General features: G+C 49.2%; 19 protein-coding genes. 9 read left to right on the forward strand and 10 right to left on the reverse strand.

Annotated elements, in window-relative coordinates:
* Window positions 1–79: 79 nt before the first annotated feature.
* From AB1L17_RS17690 to AB1L17_RS17725, 7 genes are all read right to left on the reverse strand, one after another.
* On the reverse strand, window positions 80–1,723 hold the full coding sequence (locus AB1L17_RS17690; RefSeq protein ID WP_412845903.1) for a 2-hydroxyglutaryl-CoA dehydratase: 1,644 nt from the start codon (window positions 1,721–1,723) through the stop codon (window positions 80–82).
* Window positions 1,724–1,753: 30 nt separating this feature from the next.
* The gene (locus tag AB1L17_RS17695) at window positions 1,754–5,245 is read right to left on the reverse strand and encodes a BadF/BadG/BcrA/BcrD ATPase family protein (protein WP_412845902.1); all 3,492 of its coding nucleotides are present in this window, start codon (window positions 5,243–5,245) and stop codon (window positions 1,754–1,756) included.
* Between the two features lie 160 nt (window positions 5,246–5,405).
* Window positions 5,406–5,897: a YhcN/YlaJ family sporulation lipoprotein gene (locus AB1L17_RS17700; protein WP_412845901.1), complete on the reverse strand. Its 492-nt coding sequence runs from the start codon at window positions 5,895–5,897 to the stop codon at window positions 5,406–5,408.
* On the reverse strand, window positions 5,836–7,323 hold the full coding sequence (locus tag AB1L17_RS31540) for a benzoate/H(+) symporter BenE family transporter (protein ID WP_486599182.1): 1,488 nt from the start codon (window positions 7,321–7,323) through the stop codon (window positions 5,836–5,838). Before AB1L17_RS31540 ends, AB1L17_RS17700 begins: the two co-directional genes overlap by 62 nt.
* A gap of 35 nt (window positions 7,324–7,358) precedes the next feature.
* Entirely contained in the window at window positions 7,359–8,795 is a 1,437-nt protein-coding gene (locus AB1L17_RS17715; protein ID WP_412845900.1) for a sigma-54-dependent transcriptional regulator, read from the reverse strand.
* Window positions 8,764–10,077, reverse strand: coding sequence for a sensor histidine kinase (locus AB1L17_RS17720; RefSeq protein ID WP_412845899.1), 1,314 nt, complete (start codon window positions 10,075–10,077; stop codon window positions 8,764–8,766). Before AB1L17_RS17720 ends, AB1L17_RS17715 begins: the two co-directional genes overlap by 32 nt.
* A 10-nt stretch (window positions 10,078–10,087) precedes the next feature.
* A complete protein-coding gene (locus tag AB1L17_RS17725) occupies window positions 10,088–11,236 on the reverse strand; it encodes an iron-containing alcohol dehydrogenase (protein ID WP_412845898.1) in 1,149 nt (382 codons plus the stop codon).
* A 261-nt stretch (window positions 11,237–11,497) separates the two neighbouring features.
* Here AB1L17_RS17725 and adhP point away from each other — a divergent pair, with 261 nt between their 5' ends.
* The 7 genes from adhP to AB1L17_RS17760 all read left to right on the forward strand — a co-directional run bounded on the left by adhP (window position 11,498) and on the right by AB1L17_RS17760 (window position 17,765).
* Window positions 11,498–12,511, forward strand: coding sequence for an alcohol dehydrogenase AdhP (gene adhP / locus AB1L17_RS17730; RefSeq protein ID WP_412845897.1), 1,014 nt, complete (start codon window positions 11,498–11,500; stop codon window positions 12,509–12,511).
* Window positions 12,512–12,728: 217 nt separating this feature from the next.
* On the forward strand, window positions 12,729–14,012 hold the full coding sequence (locus AB1L17_RS17735) for a helix-turn-helix domain-containing protein (RefSeq protein WP_412845896.1): 1,284 nt from the start codon (window positions 12,729–12,731) through the stop codon (window positions 14,010–14,012).
* Window positions 14,013–14,015: 3 nt separating this feature from the next.
* Window positions 14,016–14,138: a hypothetical protein gene (locus AB1L17_RS17740; protein WP_412845895.1), complete on the forward strand. Its 123-nt coding sequence runs from the start codon at window positions 14,016–14,018 to the stop codon at window positions 14,136–14,138.
* A gap of 212 nt (window positions 14,139–14,350) precedes the next feature.
* The gene (locus AB1L17_RS17745) at window positions 14,351–14,593 is read left to right on the forward strand and encodes an HD domain-containing protein (protein ID WP_412845894.1); all 243 of its coding nucleotides are present in this window, start codon (window positions 14,351–14,353) and stop codon (window positions 14,591–14,593) included.
* A gap of 117 nt (window positions 14,594–14,710) precedes the next feature.
* Window positions 14,711–15,184 (forward strand): tripartite tricarboxylate transporter TctB family protein, encoded by a 474-nt coding sequence (locus tag AB1L17_RS17750; RefSeq protein WP_412845893.1) that lies wholly within the window; start codon window positions 14,711–14,713, stop codon window positions 15,182–15,184.
* A 28-nt stretch (window positions 15,185–15,212) separates the two neighbouring features.
* Complete coding sequence (locus AB1L17_RS17755) at window positions 15,213–16,739, forward strand: tripartite tricarboxylate transporter permease (RefSeq protein ID WP_412845892.1); 1,527 nt, start codon at window positions 15,213–15,215, stop codon at window positions 16,737–16,739.
* 57 nt (window positions 16,740–16,796) lie between these two features.
* Window positions 16,797–17,765: a tripartite tricarboxylate transporter substrate binding protein gene (locus AB1L17_RS17760; RefSeq protein WP_412846017.1), complete on the forward strand. Its 969-nt coding sequence runs from the start codon at window positions 16,797–16,799 to the stop codon at window positions 17,763–17,765.
* A gap of 53 nt (window positions 17,766–17,818) precedes the next feature.
* Here the strand turns inward: AB1L17_RS17760 and AB1L17_RS17765 are convergent, their stop codons facing one another.
* Entirely contained in the window at window positions 17,819–18,292 is a 474-nt protein-coding gene (locus AB1L17_RS17765; protein ID WP_412845891.1) for a GNAT family N-acetyltransferase, read from the reverse strand.
* Window positions 18,293–18,697: 405 nt separating this feature from the next.
* Here AB1L17_RS17765 and AB1L17_RS17770 point away from each other — a divergent pair, with 405 nt between their 5' ends.
* Window positions 18,698–19,468, forward strand: coding sequence for a 3-hydroxyacyl-CoA dehydrogenase (locus AB1L17_RS17770; protein ID WP_412845890.1), 771 nt, complete (start codon window positions 18,698–18,700; stop codon window positions 19,466–19,468).
* 82 nt (window positions 19,469–19,550) lie between these two features.
* Here AB1L17_RS17770 and AB1L17_RS17775 read toward each other — a convergent pair whose 3' ends face one another.
* Window positions 19,551–22,145: a winged helix-turn-helix domain-containing protein gene (locus tag AB1L17_RS17775; protein ID WP_412845889.1), complete on the reverse strand. Its 2,595-nt coding sequence runs from the start codon at window positions 22,143–22,145 to the stop codon at window positions 19,551–19,553.
* Between the two features lie 239 nt (window positions 22,146–22,384).
* Here AB1L17_RS17775 and AB1L17_RS17780 point away from each other — a divergent pair, with 239 nt between their 5' ends.
* On the forward strand, window positions 22,385–23,455 hold the full coding sequence (locus AB1L17_RS17780; RefSeq protein WP_412845888.1) for a CapA family protein: 1,071 nt from the start codon (window positions 22,385–22,387) through the stop codon (window positions 23,453–23,455).
* On the opposite strand, the gene AB1L17_RS17785 is transcribed toward AB1L17_RS17780, so the two are convergent.
* Entirely contained in the window at window positions 23,442–23,858 is a 417-nt protein-coding gene (locus AB1L17_RS17785; protein WP_412845887.1) for a GNAT family N-acetyltransferase, read from the reverse strand. The genes AB1L17_RS17780 and AB1L17_RS17785 overlap by 14 nt on opposite strands.
* Window positions 23,859–23,975: the final 117 nt, after the last annotated feature.

Genomic DNA, 23,975 nt, shown 5'->3' on the forward strand with positions numbered 1-23,975 from the left:
ATATGACAGCGATTGTCATATATACGCCATTGCAACATACAAAACGGCTCCTTCGAATCAGTTCGAAAGAGCCGTTTTTCTATACTCCTTTCACTTCCTCCTTGTTTCGTCGGAGTGAAAACCAGTTCATAAAACCACGGATGCCATATACCGTGTTTGCCGCCGTACAAGCCACGACATGACGGCTTCTTCGCAAGGGATGGGTACTTGTTGAAAGGCTAACGCTCTGAAGCTGCTCAACCGTGATGGCTTTTTTGGTTAAAGCATCGTCAAACTCCTTCTGCGCAGCTTGTTTTGCTTTAAACAGCATCATCTGGATGCGGCTGTATACGTTGATCGCTCCATCTCCCGTTGTTTCAATCGGGAGGAAGATGGCATCGGGGTATTTTTCAGTAATGAATGATTGAACACCATCGGAGACGCCAGATGATGGCATACATCCGAATGGCTTAACGGAGAGGGTCATGTTTACTTTCCGTTTGGCGACATTTAAGATTAGCTTCCCGACTTCCATATGACCTTCTCCACCGCGGACATGGTTGTTGTAGTGTTGGTGGGATACCTCTGCGATCTCGTCCATGTCGGGAAGATGATAACCATTGAGTCCGATCGTCTTCGCGTAGACCTGAAACAGGACTCGAATGGCACGGTCAGCTATCGCCAGCATGCGCAGACGTACGACAGGGTTTTTCCCTTCCAAGCCGTAGCGGCCTGAATCTTCTCCACGCAGTCTCATCCGCTTTTGGGTGTCATAGCGTCCTTCCCAAATCAGGAAGAGAATCCAGGCAGTAATCGATTGTACCTCCACCTCGGCCCCTTCCTGTTCGAGAAACCGCTGTAATTGATAGTTGCCGTCACCTTCTGTTGTCATCGCCCAAAACTCGCCGATGATGCTCACCTTTGGCTTGACTTGTGTACGATCTACCTTGATTGCTTCCAGTTCTTTGCGGCATCTGATCAGCGCGGGTATCAGCCACTTGCGTTGATGCAGGGCATCGTACAAGAACTGCTTACAGCGTGCGAGAGCGGCATCGGTAGAGCCTGCTGCCACCTCATAAGGACGAATCCGATAAGCGATGGCATTCAAAATATCTCCCAGGAGAACCGCCTTGAGAAAACCGGCAAAAAACGAGGTGTCCAATTTCAGAGCCGATTCGCCGCCTGTTGCCTGCTTCAGACCGCTCTGCTGCTGAAACAAAAGAACGCGAAAGCCGTCAAATCCGGCATCACGCAAGGCTTTCCGATACTCCGTAACATAGGTGCCAAAGCGGCACGGGCCGCAAGATCCACTAGTGATAAACAAGTAATTACTCACGATTTCCTCTTTTGATTTTCCTTCGACCTCGCGCAGATGATGCAGATACTTGATCAGGTTGCCTACGGTAAAGTACGTCGGGTTGCATTGCCCGCGGTTTCCGAACTCTTTGCCGAACCGAAGTGACTCGGTATCCGGGCAATCCATGTGCTTCACCGTATAGCCCAATCCTTTCAATACGCCCTCAACCAGAAAATCGTGCGCCATGGTAAGCCCGCCAAAGAGGATGGTTGTAGTTGCCTTATCCTTCATTAAAAATTGACGTGGTACCGGATCGAACCATTGTGTTCTTTTTGCCTGTTCCAAACCTAACGCAAGTTCCTGTTCTGTTTGAAAGTGAAGCAGTGTACGCTCATCCGTTGACCGTTTTGTCTCCGAGTCGTTAAGAAGCTCTTTGCTTGCTGTCATCTGGTGGTTGTCGCTCCTTTTTCTGGATGTTTAGTTGCCCGTCTGAGAAAAGTTTTTTTGCTCGTAGGAATCCGTGTGCCCTTTTGTTTGCAAGCCAGAAAGCTCCAGTCGTTTCTGTTCCAAGCGCTCTTGCAGCTCCGCCTTTTTCTGGGCCAGATCATGCAAGCGTTCTTCATGGAGTCCCAAGCTGTGGGCATAGGTTTTCACGCGAATTTTGATCGACCCGCTTGGTTTGTTGGCATCAATATCGTGCAAGGCGGAGTAAGGTGTCCCTGCCGTTGAAATGATCGAGTCTATGAGCCCGTAAGTAGGCGCATCATGTCCGCATTTAAAGCTGGATAAATCAAGTACGGCCACATTGGGATGACGGGCGGCAAATTTGGATGCCCATACTTTTTGCACAGAATTGGAACTGAAGTTTTCCGGCCACACATCACTGACCTCTAATGCATACTCCACACGTCCACTATCCAGATCGTCCTGGAAAAAGCGTTGCAGCCACTCTTCATCTTTCGGGATAGAGCGCATGGAGAGAATCGGATAACCCAATACTTGAAACTCTTCCAAAACACCATGATTCATGCCAGGATCGGAATGATAGGGACGGCCAATCATCATAATCGCGAGCCGATTATCCGCTTCCACCTGTTCCAGTATCATTTTTCCTCTTTCCTGCATCTCGGCATCAAACAGATTCATTGCGATCCAGCCCTGCTGTACGGCAAAATCGCTTTCATCCTCTGTCATTTGCAAAAAGTCTTTGAACGCTTCATACAACTGTTTTTTCATCAAATTCAGCTCGGTGAAGGTAACGGCTGGATCGAGATAGGTGACTCCTCTCGTCTCAAAAAAGTTGACTTCTTTTGTAAAGGCAGCCTTAATCACGTTCGGTGCTCCTGCTACAATGGGACAGCTTGATGAATCCATCACATTTTGCAGATGCGTCGGGATATGGGTGATGCATGGGAAAAAGATGTAGTCAAGCGGCTTTTTCTCATGGTGCTTAAACAACAAATTGTGGATATGGGCTTGCGCCACCTTGGACGGGTAGCAGGGGTCGATGGAACCGTACTTTCCGCCTTCTTGCCACATTTCCTCACTGGTAAAGTCACTGAAAACAAGATTGTTTTTATCTACACCCAGCGTTTCGAAGTAGGTGCGCCAAAAAGGGGCGGTGGACCAAATATTAAGCACGCGGGGAATCCCGACGCGTAGCTTGTTTCTTCGTTCCATTTCCGCCGGGGCAGAGCGTTGGAATGAGCGTTGATAGGAAGTCTTCCGCATGCCGCCCCACCCTAACCAGCTTCGTTTGAGCCGAACATCCTCTACGAGTGTATCCGTTTCGGGGAGCGGCTCTGGGTCGTAAAAGTGCTGATACATGCGTACGGCTTCATATTCGACCAGATTCGGGTAGTGCTTTTTCAGCTCTTGTCGCTTCTTGGTGAGCTGGATCACGGCTTCCTTATCCTCCACCGTTCCTTTCTCACAGCTAAAACCGGAGATATACCTGGCCGTTTGCCCATCCGGCGTCTCGGAATCGATAAACGTACGGCTGCAATGGTTCGGGCAGAACGTACAGCGGGTAGATTCATCGTTACGGCTCAAATAGGACAGGTTAATCGCCGATTCAAGACCCAAAAAGGTAGAATAGCCACGGCGCTTGACCACACGCAGCGTTTCCATCGCGGCGCCGATTGCTCCCGCTTCTCCCGGATGGGGATGAACATAAACCTCTGCATCAGGAACGCGCTGCTTGATGTAATCGACTTGTGCTTTTACGGCGGCGAGATTATATTGCGTTCCGCCTTGCAGAACGAACTTGCGCCCCAGTTCAGACATGCGAGGGATTTGCACGACATATTGCCAAACGTTTTTCGGCAACACCAAAGCGAGGCCGGCCAACAGCTCTTCCTTCGAATAGCCTTCCTTTTGGAAATTGACACGGTCGGCATCGAGGAAAACGGCACATCCGTATGAAAAGGTAGGGGAAAGGTCAACCTGGAAAGCTGTATCCGCATATTCTTGAACGGCAATGCCGAACTGGTCTGCCATCGCTTGCAACAACATTCCGTTTCCTGCAGAGCATTGGTTAGATAGTCTGAAATTGCGGATGTCTCCATTTTTCATGAAGAGGACCTTGATATCTTGTCCACCGATGTCGCAAATCACATCAATATCACCAAATTGGTTGACAGCACTCATCATATGAGCAACGGTTTCGACAATGTTGACATCCGCCTTCAATGTTTTTTCCAGAACATCGGCAGCATAACCTGTGGCTCCGAAGCCGATGATCTCTAATTCGGCTCCTTGCTCACTCACCCTGTCTCGAAGCCTCTTCAGCATTTCCTTTGTATCTTCCAAGGGATTGCCCTTTGATAATTGGTACTCCTTCAGCAAGATGTTTCCGCTATCATCGACGAGAACCGCTTTGGATGAAGTAGAGCCGCCATCGAGACCGATTACGGCGCGTACCTTTTGCCCCGGCGTGAAGCTCGCAGATGTAAATTTGGGTATGCTGTACATCCTGCGGAATTCTTCCTGTTCCGTTTCCGAACGCATAAGCGGGGGGCCTGCCTTCTCACCCAGCTTTGCCTTCCGACCGTGCGCAATAAATTCCTTCAGTCCTTCCAAGCCCGTGTAATTGCCAACGCCAGCCGGCTCATGCATTCCGTAAATGACGGCACCGTAAGCGGCGTAGTACTGGGAATTGTCAGGAACAAAGATCAGTTCTTCTATCGGAATGTCTCGAGGATATTCGTATCCTCGCTCTTGCCAGGTCTGCGGAATACGTTTTCGCCAGCATTCTTGAAGGAAAGGCAAGTATGTATTAGGACCGCCTAGTAAAAGGACACGGTGGCGCAACGTATTGCCGCGGGTGAGGACGGAGAGATTTTGCATCACAATTGCATCGGCAAGGGAGCACATGATTTCAGCGGAGGGTATTCCGCTTTTTACCAGATTGACAATGTCTGTTTCCGCAAACACACCGCATTTGGCTGCCACATGGTGCAGTTTGGAATCATCAAAATGCAGTCGGCCCACTTCATCCATCGGCATGCCCGCTTTTATCATGCACTTGTCAATCGTGGCGCCAGTGCCAGATGCGCATTTGTCATTCATGGACGTAAGGGCTTGCTTGTTGCCTGTCTCCTCGTTAATGATTTTGGCGTCCTGTCCTCCCAGTTCGATGACACTCCCTACATCGGGATGAAGTTGTTCCACGGCCATCGTGACGGCATTCACTTCTTGAACAAACTTCGCGCCGATGTGCTCAGCAATCGGACCTGCTCCAGAGCCTGTAATAAATACACGAATGTTTTTTTGCGGAATGTGAGGAAACTGATTTCCAATGGCAACCAATAGCTCCAGAACCTTTTCCGCTTGCTTTGTATGGTGCCGTTGATAATCTGACCACAGAATTTCTTTGTTGTTCGGGTTAATTACTGTCGCTTTAACGGTGGTTGAGCCGACATCAATGCCGAGAATGACAGAATCTAACCTTTGATCCGTGCTGTCCATATCATCATTCCTTCTCCAATTTCTTCAAATACATTATTCGAACAAAGGGAGCAACATATGCAACATGGTTACAGTGTTAAATGAAAGAGCTGAGATTGATATAAAAAACGCCGGTATCCTGTACGTTAAGGATTACCGGCAAGGGATTCATCACGCATTGTTATCGGACGTTTGGAAAAACCCGTTGGACCATCTCGTTAAATTCCTCAAAAAATCCAGCAGCCGGTCTTCCTTGTCCTACATCTGTTACATACCGATTGACACTATCAACAAATTCCGGATTGGTTGACACGTATACGTTTTGAATATTTGGATCGGCTGCCCGGACTTGCTTGGCGATCTGATCTTCCAGCTCTTGGGTGAGTTTACCTTGATTCGCATTCACTGCAGCAGCTACATAGGCGTTTCTTTGTGTAACCAGCACATTCGCTTGCGTTACACCGTTTATTTTTTTAATCTTTTCTGCCGCCAGATTGGCAATTTGAATGCGATTATCCAAATTATTCTGCGGTTGAACTTGGTTTTGCTGTTGATTTTGTTGTTGTTGATTTTGGGCTTGCTGTGTTTGAGCCCCTGGTTGTTGGCCTTGGTTATTGTTCAGGCAGCCAGCCATCATTATGGAAATAATGAATAGCCATGTAATTCTTTTCATGATTGTGCGTCACTCCTTCCAGCAATATGCCCTTATTATGTTTCATACTTCGTATCCCATTCGCCAAATCAATGATTAACTTCGGCACAAACGGATGGGGGATAACGAAGCAAAGAAAACATTGTGGAAAAATATCCCGAACAACAAAAAGAGCGGGAATCCATTTAAGATTCCTGCCCTTATTAACTTTTAAGCCAACGGCTGCGTATTTTTCTTTTTCACAAACCAGCTTTTCACATTGCCATTCAAAATCAAATTCGTGATTACCCCCGCAATCAAGCCCCAGAAAGCAGCGCCAATCCCGCCAATTGAAATACCGGAAATCGTGACGAGAAACGTAACCAAGGCGCATTCCCGTTCTTTCACTTCGGTCATCGCTTGAAGCAAGACTTGAGCTGAGCGAGGCAAACAAAGCCAAGCCAGCAATGACGGCAATCAATTCTTTGGGTAAGGCAGAAAACACAGAAGCCATCGTTGCGCCGAACATTCCGAAGATCAAGTAAAAGACCCCGCAAGCAATTCCTGCAATGTAACGCTTGGTATGATCCGGATGAGCTTCTTTTCCCGTGCAAATCGCAGCCGTAATCGCCGCGAGATTGATGCCCGGTGAGCCAAAGGGAGCAAGCAAGAGAGACGCGATCCCGGTAGTGGTCACGAGCGGGCCAGGAGGCGTATCATAGCCGTCTGCTTTTAAAACGCTGATTCCTGGGGCGTTCTGAGAGGCAAGTGCTACGATGCACAAGGGAATCCCTAAGCCAATGATCGCATCCAGCGAAAACGTTGGCATCGTAAATACGGGCTGGACGAGAGACATCTGGACATTGTCCATTTGCAAGCGCCCCATAAGAAAGGCGACAATCAAGCCGACCAACAGCGTAAGCACGACGGCATAACGAGGAGACCAGCGCTTGGCAAACAGATAGCAAAGGATCATCGGCAGAGCCAGTGCAGGCAGGTGCTGCATGGAAACAAAGACGTCAACGCCAAAAGACAGGAGAATCCCTGCGAGCATGGCGGTCGTAATCGATTGCGGGACGTATTTCATCAAAACGGAAAACAAACCGGACACGCCTACGAGCGTGATGACCACGGCGGAAAAAATGTACGCGCCAATCGCATCGGGGAAGGAATATACCGTCAAGCTGGTGACCAACAGGACAGCTCCCGGTGTCGACCACGCGGTGATAATCGGTGAGCGAAACCACAGGCTGAGCACGATGCACGTCAGGCCGCTCCCAATCGAGATAGCCCATATCCAGGAAGCGAGGACAGCATCGCTGAGTCCGGCACCCTTGGCGGCTTGAAAGACGATCAACAGTGGTCCTGCGTAGGAGACCATCGTGGCGATTAGTCCAACAATAACAGCAGACAGAGAGAAGTCAGCAGGGATTCGTTTTAGAGCAGAAAAAGGTTTTTCGGGAACCACGACGTGAATGCCTCCTAGATGCGCCAATGCAGACGTTACGCTTTTTCGTTCAAAATGTAGCGGATCGTCCGTTTGGTGATGTTTAATTTTTTGCTTAACAGCTGTCTGTTTCCATTCGTTTCGGTCAAGCCCTTTTCGATAATCGTTCGTCCAATCTCGCCTTCGAGCTGCTTGATGCGCTTGATCAAATAATCGAAGTCGATCCCGTCCACAGATGTGACAAGACGGCTGATGGTATCAACAAAGCGCTCGCATTCGTCATCGATGACTTGCTCGATGCTTTTGGGAATGGAGGGCTTGTGCATTTGTACCGCGCGGCTTCGCAAATGCGCTGGCAAGTGCTCGGCACGAAGCCGCTCGCATTCATGCAGGGCGATCGTTTGATTCAGCACATTGATCAGCTGGCGGACATTGCCGGGCCAATCATAGCGCTGCAATAGCTCAATGGCATCCTGGTCGATTTCGCAAGGCCCGCCACTTCGCTTTTGCAAGTAGTAGTGAGCGATTGTGGGGATATCCTGAATTCGTTCTCGCAGCGGAGGAATCGATAGCTTGATTCCCTCTAGACGATATAACAGGTCACTGCGGAAACGATTCATCTCGACTTCATGCTCCAGATCGCGGTTGGTGGCAGAAAGGAAGCGAATATTGCTCTGACCGATCTGCTCGCCCCCGATGCGCATGAACTCTCCCGTCTCCAGCGTACGCAATAGCTTTACTTGAATGGAAGGCGGCGCCTCCCCGATTTCGTCGAGAAACAGGGTTCCGTTATGTGCCAGCTCGAACAAGCCCTTGCGAGACTTGAGCGCTCCCGTAAAAGCCCCCTTTTCATAGCCGAACAGCTCACTTTCCAGCAAGGACTCCGGCACTGCCCCGCAGTTAAAAGCGACAAAAGGCTGCTGGGCGCGATTGCTTGCCCCGTGGAGAAAGCGAGCTATGAGCTCCTTGCCCGTACCTGTTTCGCCTTCAATAAGGATGTGGATCGCCTTTTTTGCTAATTTTTTGGCAATTGCGCATACATTGGCCATCGGACTGTCAGATGAATACACGATACCATATTGGGCGGCTTCTTGGGATAGGTGATCACTTTGTTTGTTGGAAGAAGAGAGGACTGCATTGATCACCTGCTCCAGACTGTCCAGATCGTCAAATGGCTTCTCCAAGTAGTCGCGTGCGCCCCATTGCATCGCTGTAACTGCTGATTTAATCGTACTGTAGCCCGTCATGAGCAAGACCTCGCAGGTGGGAAATACTGTCTTGATTTGTTTGAGCAGGGTTAATCCGTCTGCATCGGGTAGCTTCAGGTCAACGAGTGCAGCGTGATAGCCTGTAGCATCCGTGTGAAGCAATCGTTCCACGTCCTTGCCGGAGTTGGCGACGATGACATCGCAGTCTTTTTTCCTGAGAAAATAGGTAAAAAAGGTAGTGACCTCTGTTTCATCATCCACGATCAAAATCCGTTTTTTCTCCATCGTTGTCCTCCTCGTCAGCTAACAGTGGCAATAGCATCGTAAACCTGCTGTACTCTCCCTCCACACTTTCTGCAAACAGCTTCCCGCCATGTGCTTCTGCAATTCCGAGGCTGACGGAAAGCCCAAGACCAGTACCTTTTGTTCGTTCCTTCGTAGAGTAGAAGGGTAGGAAAATTTGCGAAAGGTGATCTGCACAAATGCCCGTGCCGTTATCGTAAACAGATAAACCTACATAAGAATTTTCCTCCTCTTGTACGAGGAAGGAGCGAATGACAATGTTCGGCGATTCCCTGCCTGCCACAGCGTCCCGTGCATTTAACAGGAGATTGATCACAATTTGCTCGATCTGATGACGACTTCCATGAAATAAAAGAGGCGGCTCGGTCATTTCCCGGGTTATGGTCAAGCCGGAGACAGACAGCTGGTAGCCAATCAGTCCCAGTACGTCCTCTACTACTTCGTCAATAGAGGTAGTAGAAAACAAGTACTCTTCCTGGCGCGAGAAGGTGAGCAGGTTTTGAATGATTTTTTTGCAGCGAACTCCGCATTGATAGATGTCTTTCATCAAGGGAGCCTCTGGAGCATCCGTCATCTCGCGCATGAGCAGCTGAGAATTGCCGAGGATGGCAGTAAGTGGACTGTTCAGCTCATGGGCAATGCCAGCAGCCATTTCGCCAATCGCAGCCATTTTGGCAGATTGGATGAGCTGAGCTTCGATTTTGATCTTTTCATTCACATCTTGAAAGAGCAGACTGTTTTCTACGACGACCCCGACATGGCTGGCGACGAGCTGGATCAGCTCTGCTTCGTCCCGATCTGTTTGCTGCTTTTCTTGACGTAAAAGGGTGAGAAAGCCAAAGGTCTGATTCAACTGACTGCGCAACGGAACAGAGGTGGCGTAATGCTCAGGAAGCAATTCCCCAAGGGTCAAATGAACCTGCCCGGTGAGCGCTGGGGCTTCCACAGAGACGGGGTGTGTCAACGTATGGCATTGCCAATCACCATCATTCCATTTGGCGAGATAGGAGGAGAGCATGCCTCCCTTCACGATGGTCAAGGCAAAATGCTCGAATACGAGAATTTGCGATAGCTGTGCGGCGATATAACTGGTCGTTTGCGGCCAAGTCGCGCTAATCTGGATTTGTGTCAGCTGATTGATGACGGCGAGCTGCTTGTTTTTCTTTTTCATCTCCTCGATGAGATAGACGAGCTCGCTGTAATAGCTTTTTCGAGAGGATTGAATCCCGGTCAATTTCTCTAAAATCTCTTGTTTGGTATGCATGATGAACCTCCTACAAGGCTTGGCGAAATAACGCTGCGACATCGTGGACGGTCATGTCGCGAGGATTGGTCGTCATGCACACGTCCAGCACGGCGAGAGAGCTGAGCAGGTCGATTTGGTCTGGATGCAGCCCGATGGCTGACAAGGATTGAGGCACCTCCAGATCGCTTACCAGCTCCTTGACCGCTTTGAGTGTGAGACGAGAGGCGGCGTGGGTGCTCAAGCCCGCAGTGTTTTCACCGAGGCATTCTGCGATTTGCCTGTATTTTTCCGGTGCCGCGATGTAGTTGTACTCCAGCACATGGGGGAGCAGGATGGCGTTTACCTCGCCATGCGGAGCGTCGAGGAATCCCCCGAGCTGATGGGACATGGCATGCACAGCACCGAGAATGGCGTTGGAAAAAGCGATTCCGGCTTGAAGGCTCGCCATGGCCATCGCTTGCTTGGCCTCTGTATTGTATTGACTGGCTACAGACGGGCGCAGATGCTGGGCGATGAGACGCATGGCTTGAAGCGAATGCACCTCAGTAAGCGGCGTCGCAGCGAGCGAAATATACGATTCAATGGCATGTGTCAGAACATCTATACCTGTATTGGCAGTGAGCAGCTTGTCCTTGGTCATCAAGGTTTGCGGGTCGATGATGGCAATATCGGGAATGAGCGATTTGGAGATGATCGCCATTTTCACCTTACGCGCACTGTCTACGATGATGGAAAATTGCGAAACCTCCGACCCGGAGCCAGCTGTCGTCGGTACCATCACCATGGGAGGAAGAGGATGCAGGATATTGTCGACGCCTTCATATTGGACGATGCTGCCTTCATTGGTAGCCAATAGAGCGATTGCCTTGGCTGCATCGATGGCACTGCCTCCGCCGACACCGAGAATAGCATTGCATTCCTTGGCGCGATATTCGGCAATCCCGGCATGAATCTCGTAGTCTTTCGGATTGGCTGTCACGTTGGTCCATAGATGGTAGTCGAGCCTTTGCTGCTGCAAATAAGAGATGATCCGCTCGACCCAGCCTGCGTTCGCAACGCCCGGATCACTGACCAGAAAGACACGAGAAGCCCCCAATCTGCGCAAGCTTTCCCCTACCTGACCGAGCGACTGATTCCCGAATATAATTTCCGGCGTCATGAACTTGGATATTTGCATGCGTTCTCCCCCTTTTTCCCACTACGTAGTAATACCGCAGGCAAAGAGGAATACCCTTTTTCGGCCAAAAGGTTGGCAGGTGGGCCGTTTTTTCGGCTCATGTGCCACATAATCGGCTGCGTAGAGGAAAAGAAATGGCTTCATGACTGAATTATTAAGCGCTTTCATCTTGGCACGCTGCTTGCAGTTAGGTAGGAGTAGGGAAGAACACCTGCCCTTTGCGCACATGCCTGAAGGGGAAAAAAGAGGAGGAAGGTCAAGATGAAAGCAGCAGTTGTCAACGAGTTCCATCAAAAGCTGGAAGTAAAGGAAGTCGCAATTCCAGAGGTCGGACACGGTGAGGTTCTGGTCAAAATCAAGACATGCGGTGTCTGCCATACCGACCTGCATGCGGCACATGGAGATTGGCCGGTGAAACCAAAGCTGCCTCTGATTCCTGGACATGAGGGCGTAGGTGTTGTTGAAAAGCTGGGGGAAGGAGTGACCTCGCTGAAGATTGGTGATCGGGTAGGGATTCCGTGGTTATTCTCTGCTTGCGGCGAATGCGATTACTGCCTCACAGGCTGGGAGACGCTGTGCATGCAGCAGTTAAACGGGGGCTATTCTGCTGATGGTGCCTATGCCGAATATTGCGTAGCACCTGCTGCTTACGTGGCACGCATTCCAGACGAGCTGGGCGATGTAGAAGCAGCGCCGATCCTGTGCGCAGGGGTAACCACGTATAAAGCATTGAAGGTAGCAAACGTGAAGCCGGGTGAATGGGTGGCGATCTACGGCATCGGGGGCTTGGGTCATGTGGCTCTCCAATATGCCAAAGCGATGGGCTACAACGTCGTAGCGGTCGATATTCACAAGGAAAAGCTGGACTTGGCAAAAGAACTAGGGGCAGATGTGACAGTAAACGGCAGTGAGGTTGATCCGGTCCAATCCATTCAAGAGCAGGTGGGCGGTGTCCACGGGGCGATCAGTGTAGCAGTCACCAAGAAGGCGTTTGAACAAGCCTATAAATCGGTTCGACGCGGCGGTTCCCTTGTAGTTGTTGGGTTGCCGAATGCAGAGCTGCCGATCCCGATTTTTGATACGGTGTTAAACGGAGTGACGGTAAAAGGCTCTATCGTGGGGACGCGCAAGGATATGCAAGAAGCGCTTGATTTTGCAGCACGCGGAAAGGTTCGTGCGATCATCGAGACACAACCTTTGGATCAGATCAACGAAGTGTTAGAGCGTCTGGAAAAAGGTCAAATCAATGGTCGCGTTGTTTTGACGATGGAGTAATCGAAGGATATGTGAAGCTGTTGTCAGGCTATGCTTTTCTCGAGCATGGACTAGGCGACAGCTTTTTATTTGTAAATGCGGTTTTCCATTTTTCTCCTTCCTTCACTCTAGTAAAAAGTGTAATCTATTTAAAAAATGATTCAAATCGATTATATCATCCGTGTATTATTGTGCTATTATATCCATAAAAAGGAATAATCAGGAGGGTGTATTTGCTGTGATTTCAGAGGGGAAGACCTTTGGGGGCATGTTACGAGCATATCGAAATAGAGCAAACTTAACACTGACTGAGTTATCAGAAAGAACAGGTGTAGCTTCTGGAACCATTAGTAAGATAGAGTCCGATACCCTTACTCTACCAAATATGCAGCATGTAATAAAACTGGCAAAAGTACTGGATATTCCACTTTATACAGCGATCGTACCCTTTTTACATAAAATCAAGCGCGAAGCGACACTTCAGTTTCTATTAGAGGCTGTGATGCAACAGAAGAATCTGGTTCTTACCCACAAAGTAGCTTTGCAATTGCTGAATTGTCCCAAAAGCAATACATTTCTTTCTTTAGACTATTTGTATCAAACCGCAGGAGCTGAAGTGGATGAAGAGCTGCGTTTGGCTCTTTATGACGTGATCTCTGACTACTCACGTGAGCATGGAATTCCTCTGTATCTGGCAAGATCTCTTTTCCAACGATATATGATTCGACGTGAAAATCTAAGTCAATTGGATCAAACCTATGTAGAGGGTAAGGAGCTATTGCACTACACGTCCTATCTGCATATCAATGAACGAATTCTGGCTTTCTATAAATTTTCCTTCCATGCATTACGTCTTGGATTCTACTCAGATTGTATTCATCTGTGTAAACAAGGACTTGAAATCGACCATAGTCAGAGTGAGCAAAAAGCAGCAGCGATCCTTGCGATCATCATTTCCTATTTTGAGCTGGAAGACTACACATTGGGGCATTTTTATCTGGAGAGATACGAAATGTTCGATTATCCCGAAGTACATAAACATGCCAGACATATTCGGGGGAAACTATACGGAAAGACAGGGAAGTTTGATAAGGCCATTCCGGTATTACAAGAGTGTCTTGCGCAACAAACACAAGATGACAAGATTGCGATAGCGAATGATTTGTTGGAGATTTATATTCAGGTAGGAGAAGAAGAGAAAATCCGTGATCTATTTTTGGCAGAAGCATCTATCTTGCCACAGAATCTAACTACTCCGAATCAATACAATCAAATGGGACTTTATTTTCGAACGAAGGGCATCTTTTACATTCAAAAAAATGAAGTAGACTTAGGGATTGATAGTCTTGTGGAAAGCGTGAATTACTATCGCGCAATCAATGAGATAAAACAAGCGGATAAGAGTCTTAGCGTTCTTTTTGAATTCTATGTGTCACAGAAAAAAAATCTTCCTTTTGGTATACTCCATAAATTGGAAAATGTGTATAATGGAAGTAATCATAGATCCAAACAGGAGGTATAGGTCATGAAGAAATGGATATTGTCTTTGTGTATGTTAACTGCCTTCATTACATTACCAGTTTTAGTAGAACAACCAGCCAAGCAAACAAATCCGATTATCCAATATGGCTGGCCGGAGCCTTGGTAATCATCTTTCTTTAACAGAAGCAACATCAACATACTGAAAAATACCATCAATGCCCTCCGATTGGAGGGCATTTGTTATAGCGTACAAAAGGTTTGAATATACGAAGAAATCCACAGCAGTTGGAAAGCAACTCAGTAAGGTTTTACTTGAGTAATTCGTTATAATTAATTATAACTAGTTATATATAGTTATAACTGGTATGGAGGTAGCGGATGCAGATGGTGACGACGACGATGGTCAATTCACAAAAATTATGGATGGTGGTCAAGCGGATGGAGCCGCATTTGATCCGCAATCAAGCCAACATGGAGAAGCTTTTGAAAATGCTTATGCTCCACGATGTCACCTCGAGCAACGATGTCAAAGAGCTTTGGAGCGAGTTTGAAAGCAACGAGACGTATGAAGCGAAAGTCGCCCACGCCATTATCCGTCTAATCGATCAAATAGAAATGTAGATCACTACCATTCGCTATGTCCCACTCGGACTGGCGATGGTAGTTTTTTTCTGCTTCCGCACACAATGGGCGCATGTGCCATAGGCTGATGGTAGCTTTTTTGCTGAGGTGATACACATGAGACGCCCGGATAATCAGGCAGATTTTATCGGTGCACTTCTTAGTATGGTCATGGGGGTTGTCATCTCGTTCGAGGCCTACCGGATGGAGGCATTTTCGACGTCCTTGTACGTAGGTGATCACACGCTGCCTGCGATTCTCGGCTTACTGTTTTTTATGCTGGGAGGTGTTCTGCTGGTTCAATCGTTCCGTGTAACAGAGGAAGCCCAATCACCAAAGACCGAACCACTTCTTCCAGGAAACAGGCTGCGTTTGCTACTTTGCTTTTTATTCCTGCTGCTGTATGTCTGGCTGTTAGGTGCGATTGGCTACACAATGGCTACGCTCCTTGTCTCCTTTTCGTTTTTTATTTTGATTGGTAGCTATCGGTGGCGTACCTCCATCGTGTACTCCGTCCTTTTGACAGGGGGGCTGTATGTGGTGTTCATCTACTCGCTGCATATCACACTACCTGGCGGGGACTTGTTTTAGAGGTTCATTTAACACGCACTTTTAGGAGGTGCTGATCATCGAGACGTTCCAATTATTACTGGCTGGTTTTGCTTCAGCCCTCACCCCGGAGCATTTGCTCATGGCAGCACTCGGTGCCCTTATTGGTACCTTTGTTGGCGTATTGCCGGGTCTCGGACCCACTTCTGCCATCGCGATTCTGCTTCCGGTGACGGCTGTGCTAGAGCCGACACAAGGCATGATCATGCTGGCAGGCATCTATTACGGCGCGATGTACGGTGGCTCGACTACAGCGATCCTGCTCAATATTCCGGGGGAGCTGTCGTCTGTCCCTACATGTCTGGACGGCTATCCACTCGCGAAAAAAGGGAGAGGCGGCCCGGCGTTGGGGATATCCGCATTGTCTTCGTTTGGTGCAGGGGTACTGGGGGTGATCGGGCTCGTCTTTTTCGCTCCGATTTTGGCAGATCAAGCGTTAAAATTCGGGCCGCCTGAATACTTTGCGTTGATGATTCTGGCTCTCACGCTCATGGTCAGTCTATCAGGAGGATCATTGGTCAAATCGTTTTTAATGGGGGCATTCGGCTATACGCTCGCTCTTGTTGGACTGGGGCCTTCTTCAGGAATGCCGCGCTTCGATTACGGTGTCCCCGCATTGGTAGGCGGCTTTGACATGATTAGCATCATTATCGGACTGTTTGCGATTACGGAAGTCCTCAAAGGAATTGATGAAAAGCGTACAGCTACCCTGATTGGCAAGCCAGGCAGTGTCTATCCGAAAAAAGAAGACTTGAAAGTAAGTGCCGCGCCTATGCTGAGGGGAGGGCTTGTCGGTTTTTTTCTCGGATTGCTGCCGGGCTGCTCGGCTGCGATTACGTCGTTTTTGGCTTACGATATGGAGAAAAAAATATCGAAGCATCCAGAGAAGTTCGGTCAGGGCACGATCGAAGGGGTAGCAGCACCAGAAGCAGCGAATAATGCGACCAGCAGTGCGGGCTTCATCCCGCTGTTTTCGCTAGGGATTCCCTCCTCACCGCCACTTGCCATTTTGTTGGCAGGCTTGATGATCTACGGATTGACGCCAGGACCTGTCTTGTTTGAACAAAATGCGAGCTTTGTTTGGACGGTTATCGCTTCCATGTTCGTCGGGAATGCGATGCTTCTCGTGCTGAACCTCCCGATGGTATGGGTGTGGGTCAAATTGACGAGAGTCCCTTATGGCATCATGGCGCCGATCATTTTGATGTTCTGCACGATTGGGGCATTCAGTGTGCGCAACAGTATGTTCGATGTGTGGGTCGCCTTTCTTTTTGGCGGACTGGGTTACGTATTTGCCAAGTATAAATGGCCCGTTGTTCCGTTGGTTTTGTGCTTCATTCTGGGACCGCTTCTGGAAGAATCATTTATTCAAACGATGGCGATGGGCTCGGGTGATCTCAGTATTGTATTGTCCCGCCCTTTATCCTTGACCATTTTGCTGGCAGCAGTAGCACTTTTGATCTTCTCCATGATGTTGAATCGCCGGACACAGCAACGGTTGCAAGAAGAGCGGGCTCGGGGAGTAGATGTAGCGTGAGTGAGCTACAAACGGGAGGAAGAGTCAGTGAGAGGGTATAAACAGTGGGCGGCCGTCATGTTCTCGGTGCTTCTGGCGGCAGGTATTAGCGGATGTGGGAATCAAGGCACAGCTGATTCAACGTATCCGACGAAGCAGGTCGAGTATATCGTGCCTTATTCTGCCGGGGGCGGAGTCGATCTCGTAGCCAGAGCGGCAGCAGATTATTTGAGCAAGGAATGGGGTCAGCCCATCGTCGTTGTCAACAAGGCGGGTGGTGGAGGTGCGGTAGGAGCCGAGTATGCCTTAAAGCAGGCCAAAAACGATGGCTACACCGCACTTGCGGTTAATGTATCCAATACGACGATGCTGACAGCAGGAATGAAGACGCCGCCGATTACGAACGAGGATCAAATCTATACAGCACGGATTGGCAAAGGAACGCTTGCTTTTGCTGTCAAAGCCGACGCACCTTGGAAGGATTTCGCTGAATTTTCCGCGTGGGTGCGTTCGAATCCGGAGCAGTTGACGTGGACATCTGTAGGGCCTGCGGGGTTTTCCGCTTTTGGGGTGGCGGAGTGGCTGGATGCGATCGGGGCTGATTTTTCCAAGACGAGAATGATCGTGACCAAAGGCGCCTCCGATTCCGTCCCCAAGGTCGCTGGAGGGCATGCGATTTTGGCAGTGCATACCGTGGGGGAGATCATGCCGATGCTGCAAGCAGGCAAGGTCAAAATCCTCGCCGTATCCGGTGACAAGAGAAGTCCGTTCCTGCCTGACGTCCCTACTGCTGGCGAGCAGGGCATCCAGGGCTTGTCGGTATTTTGGTGGACGGGAGTGTCCTTTGCCAAAGGAACGCCAGAGTCGGTGATCCGCAAATGGGAAGAAGCGATTGCCAAGATGGAGAAGGACCCCGCCTTTTTGCAAAAGCTGAGTGAAATCCAAGTGGAGCCGGCATATGCGGCCAGTGAAGCCTTTACGAAGGAAACACAGGCAGAAACGACGTACTACTTGGAATTAGCTACCAAGAAGGGCATTCGAAAATAAGAGTGGGGAAAAGAAAAAGGGAGAATGGCCTGAAGCTGTTCTCCCTTTCTCAACTATTTAGTTATCCGTTTTTCGTACCGGATTTTATAAAAACCATTCGCTGCGTTCGGCTCTGTCTCGCCGACTTTTTTGTAACCGCATTTCTCGTAAAAGTGTTGGTTGCGAACGGCTTCATAGCCTGTATCGAGCGTCCACTTCTTTATATGTGGATATGCGGCCTCCATGAACTGCATGGTTTGGCTGCCGATGCGCAAGTTTTGCTTATCCGGATCGACATAGATGATCCCTAGCTCCAAATGCTCATGATCGACTGGAATGAGGCAAAAACCGCCAACGATCTGGTCATCTAGCAAGATCGTATAGTAATGGGCCTTTTGCATGAATTTCACATGCTGGTCAGGCTGGTCATGTCCGGCAGGCCCTTCTCCGTACTTTTGGACGTCTTCTGCGAAGCAACGAATAGCAATTTGGGTGAGCTGCTCTGCGTTCGCGGGGACAGCTTTTTTGAAAAAAACGATAGGACTCATGAGATCATCTCCAGTTCGTCTGACTACTTCGAAAACGGTGTATGAACGATTAGCAAAATTCTCCTATATAGCAGACGGATGAACTGGCTGAATGGTTACCCACTGATTTTTCTCATGACACTCCCCAGCGGTTCTCTCTGGAAGCCGAGCACGACAACGTTATGGCTGACGTAGTGAGTCAGTGAGGAAGACACTTTCATCCGATTTCTTTCTTCTTCACTTTTATTTACTGACAACTGTCCTTTGACCGGACACAGATGTCTCATATCTGTCTGTATTTGAGAAGGTCCCGACAGCCTAACAATCGCAAACACCAAGTGCGACAAGGGCTGGTTCGGTTGGTATCCAACTTGCAGTGCTTTTTTCCGAATGCAGAAGAAATCGTAGGGGAAGGGAGAGAATGGCTTGGATATTCGGGAAGTGGTTGCCATTGTAACGGGTGGTGCCTCGGGCTTGGGAGAAGCCGCTGTGAGGAATGTGGTTCAGCACGGAGGAAAAGTAGCCATTCTTGATCTGGCGGTAGAGAAAGGGCAAGCTTTGGCGAATGAACTGGGGAGTGACCATGCTTTGTTCGTGCATACGGATGTGATGAGTGAGGTTAGCGTACGGGAAGCAATCGACCAGGCTGCTGGCACATTCGGAACGATTCACGCCGTGGTTAACTGTGCAGGAATTGGTTTGGCACAAAAGACACTGTCACGAAGCGGTCCCCATCCACTAGAGTCCTTCAGTAAAGTCATTTCTGTCAATTTGATCGGTACGTTTAATGTCATTCGGCTGGCGGTGGAGCAAATGGCAGGGAACGAACCAAATGAACAGGGGGAGCGGGGTGTCATTATCAACACGGCATCGGTGGCGGCGTATGAAGGGCAGGTGGGGCAAGTTGCCTATAGCGCATCCAAAGGCGGAATCGTCAGCATGACCTTGCCGCTAGCAAGAGACTTGGCTTCGTATGGCATCCGTGTGATGGCAATTGCTCCTGGACTATTTGACACGCCGATGTTCGACCAGCTCCCGCGCTCTGTAAAAGATGCCCTGGGTGCGACCGTTCCTTTTCCCGCTCGCATGGGTGATCCGCGAGAGTACGCGATGCTTGTGAACGGTATCCTGACCAATCCGATGTTGAACGGAGAGACGATACGACTGGACGGAGCGATTCGGATGGCCCCGAAGTAGAAGGAACCGCGCTGACAGATGAAAGTACACGGCAGGTAGTAGACAACGGGCTAGGCAGCTAGCCCATTTTCAAAGCAATCCGTTAGTCAGCGGGAATATTTTCGAGCAACGAAATTTCCTGTGCTTTTAATAGAGCCTGCGTACGATTGGCGACACCGAGCTTGCCATATATCCGGTGCAGGTACGCCTTGACCGTCCCGAGCGTATTCCCTAGCTCAGCGGCGATCACCTTGTTGGATACTCCTTGGGCCAGCATGGAGAGGATGATCATTTCCTTTCCGGTTAGCGGCTCGATCAAAGGAGCTTTTCTTTTCTCCGTTTTCATAGGGAACAGAGATAACAGTTGATTGACGTACGCAGCCGATACTGACGGACTTGGTTGTTTGGATCGCTTTTTCAAGCGTAATTGGTAATCGTGCAAGAGCTGTGACATGGCCGTTCCCTCGTCGAGAAAGCTACGGACGTAGCAGTTGTTTCCGCCAATCAAGAGAGCTTCGTGGAGGAGTGCCAACGCTTCCTTTTTGTTGCCGCATTGCTGATGGGCAAGGGCTTGCAGAATAGCAATGTCTACCTGACTGATCAATAGCTCCTCGCGAATGCTGGATGGCTTCATGATCGCTAAAATACGCAAGGCTTCCTGCTCCTGCTTTTCGGCGAGCAACAAACGGACATAGGTCAAAACCTCTAGTTCTCTCTGAATGCTAGGCTGATTGAAAATGGAAGGGGGTAGCTTGGACAACTCAGCTCTCGCCAGAACGATGTCCCCTTCCTGTAACGCGATGTGTGCGAGAAATGCTTGTAACGGGTTGAACCAATACGAAACGCCCCAGCTCGCGACCGTCTCTATTGTCTCCGAAATAATTTTTCGTGCCGCAGCAAAATTCCCTTCCACCAGCTTGTGCTTGGAGGATGTCAGTGCATAGGGGACGAGCAGACCAGGTATTTGCTTTTGAAGTGCGACAAAACGAACTCGCTGAAGATGGTCCAGGCTTTCTTCCAGCCTGTTTTCCTCATACAACCCCTCTGCCAACGCCTGAACGACGTACAGGTTGATCAAGGAATCCTTCCAGCCATGAGCTTCGAGGATGCCAGAGAACTGCTTGCCGACAGCCTCTGTTTGATCAGACAGCATCCCTTTTAACCCGAATCGCGTACGCCGAATAAAGGGCTCTGTCGTGTTGTAATTAAAATGGTAAAACAATGGACTCTCTGGCAGCTCACCATTCAACTGAGATGAACTGGCAATCCAACTCTCAAAATCTCCGGTTGCAAACACCAGATTTGCCCGAACAAAAAACAGCCCGCTCAAAAATTGTTGATGCTCTGACGAGTCTTCTAGGCTCGCAATGCTTTGCTCCAATTGGGTGAGGGCAAGCTCTGCACGATCTGTATGACCGCAAGCAACCAAGAGGAACACATAGATCAGGCGAAAAAGTGGTGAGAAATAGCTCGCGTGATCAGGGATGCTGTCCAGCGTTCTCAGAAAGCTGGAAAATTCGCCGCGTTGGATCAGCTCTGGAATATGCTGCGCAAGCAAGCGTACAGCAAGCGTGTAATCGGCAGAGGCAATCGCGTGTTCGATCGCTTCATTCAGCAATCCTCGCTCGGTATAGCTCTCACTGGCTAATCGGTGCAGCTCTCGTGATTCTCCGGGAGCTGACAGTTCCAATTGGCTGCGCAAAAAATCGGCAAACAAGTGATGGTACCGATACCATGTTCCGTAATCATCCAGTGGGATGAGAAAAATGTTTTGTCTATGCAATTGGGTCAGCATTTGTTGGCAATGTGGCAGGCCGGTCAGTGCGTGGCACACGTGAGCGTCCATTCGCGACAGCACGGAGGTTTTGAGTAAGAAGCAGCGCGTCTCTTCTGGCAGTCGCATGATTACTTCATGAAATAAATACTCCGAAATATTGCGATGAGAGCCTGTAAATCCGGCAAAAAACTGGTCGCGGTTCTCCGTATTCACGAGAGAAATAGCAGCGAGTTGCAAAGCGGCTACCCATCCCTCTGTGCTGTTCACCAGCTGTTTGATTTGAAGTTCGGTCAGTGGTAAATCGTGTATCTGCCGATAGAAACTGTCTGTCTCTGCAAGACTGAAAAGAAACTGTCCCGACTCAATGTGACATACTTCATGACGTACATTCCATTTGACAGTAGAAAAAGGCAACGTGTTGCGGCTGGCGATGTACAGATGGACGTGGCTCGATACATATTCGAGAAAATAAGCAAGACTGTTGTGAATCGTCTCATCCGAAATGACGTGATAGTCATCGAGAATGATAACAAGAGGCTCTAAAGTAGAAGCGAGTTCGTTGAGTAATGAATCGATAAAGAGATAAATAGAGGTATGACTGGTTGCCTTCATGGAGGGTTCCATTCGTTCGGAGAGTTTTGCGAAGCCAGATTCAGATAACGTAAATACGATGTATCTCCAAAAACGAGTCAGGTCATTATCCAGCTCATCGAGTGAGAGCCATGCGGTGGTACCGCCGTACAGATGAGCCCATTGACTGAGCAGAGTTGTTTTTCCATAGCCAGCAGGGGCGTATAACGTGGTCAGGCGGCATTTCAAGCCAGCATCCATTTTTTGCAGCAGATGGCTCCTATGAACGCTATTGGACCGAACGGCGGGCATTGCTGTTTTTGTTTTCAGCAGTATGGAATGATGAAACATGTTTTTACCGTCCTATGCTTCAGAATGATATGTGTCCATTATATCTGTTATCGGCAAACATCGACATTTATAAAAATATAGAATCTTTTGTCCGAAAGAAGCAGGCCCTAAACCGCCATGTTTTGCACGGTCGTCACTTTTGGGCGAGAAATTTCCATCGCATGAAGACATGCTTCAACAGGCTTCACATCTCGTGCCTTCTAGAATGAAGCTAAAAAAAGAGAGATGGGCTGAGGGGCATGAAGAACGGACGATTGAAACAGAGCATAGCTGTGGTAGCTGCTTTGATGCTGTGTGTTGCGATAGGGGCTGAGTCTCGCGCTGTTCAAGCGAGCGGTAAAGGTGAAGGTGAGCAGCAGGAGCAGGATACGATTCAGGTGGCGTTTGTCGGGGATATCATTTTGGATAAGAGTGTAGGGACCCAAATCGGGCGACATGGAGTAGATTATCCGTTTCAAAAAACAGCGGATTTTCTCAAGCAGGCCGATTTGACAATTGGCAATCTGGAGACGCCAGTCAGTACGCGGGGACGTCCGGAGAAAAAGGAATATACGTATCGTGCGAAGCCAGAGTCGTTGAAGGGACTCGTAAATGCGGGCTTTGATGTAGTCAACCTGGCGAATAATCATTCGCTGGATTACGGGATGGATGCGCTCTCTGACACAATGGAGCATTTGAAAAAGGAGAAGATCGGTTACGTAGGGGCGGGGAAAAACGAAGAGGAGGCGTTCGCTCCCTATATCCAAACGATCAAGGGGAAACGCGTGGCGGTCATCGGGATCAGCCGGGTCCTTCCGAACGAGCGGTGGTATGCGAGAAAAAACAAGCCAGGTCTCGCGCATGCCTACTCCTATGAACCGATGCTGTCCTATGTGAAAAAAGCGGTGGCGGAGTCGGACATTACGATTGCGGTCATGCACTGGAATCGGGAGTACAAGGATTATCCGGAAGCGTATGCGCGTGAGATGGCGAAAAAGCTGATCGACAGCGGTGTTGATGCCATTGTCGGATCGCACAGTCATTCGATCATGGGTGTCGAGTTTTACAAGAAGGTGCCGATCTACTACAGCGTCGGGAATTTTGTGTTTACTACCTCACGCAATCCAAAAGGTCGCGAAGCCATGATGGTCCAGCTGACGTTTACAAAAGACGGGAGCAAGAGCCGTGTGATTCCAGTAAAGCTCACGAACGGTCAGCCTGCTCCGATGGACGAGAAAAACAAACAGAGGATTATCGCCAAGCTTAACCGCATTTCCTATGGAGCGAGCTTTGACGCAAAAGGTGAGGCAAGTGAATCTAAGCCTCAATAACAGGTCTACGCATCATTTCTCTTCGCGTGAAGCCGTACTGCTCGTATAAGCCGTGAGCATCCCGTGTAGCAAGAATCATGCTTGTATGCCGGATTGCCGGATGCTCCACCATTACTTCCATCAGCCATTTACTCAATCCCCTTCCCCGATGCGTTGGGTGGACGAAGACATCGCACACCCAGGAAATCGTTGCGTAATCACTGACTACGCGCACGAACCCAGCCTGTCCACCCTCATGATAAAGGCCGAAGCAAAGAGAGTTTTCGATACTATTCATGATTATTTCTTTCGAGCGTTCAGATGCCCAGTACGTAGTCGACAGCCAGCTGTAGATGCGCTCTTTATCGAGTAGATCCTTCTCATCACTGATTTGATAAGGAAGCGTTTCGTGTCTTACCTCCATCTGTACCCCTCCGTAATTATATTTACTCGCATGCTCATGATTCACTATACTCAAGGGACAAGGACGCATAAAGGAGAGAAAAGTGAATCTGTACCCACACAGATTGCGGAGGAGTAG

It is taken from the genome of Brevibacillus jepli (assembly GCF_047229145.1).
Taxonomy (GTDB): Bacteria; Bacillota; Bacilli; order Brevibacillales; family Brevibacillaceae; genus Brevibacillus.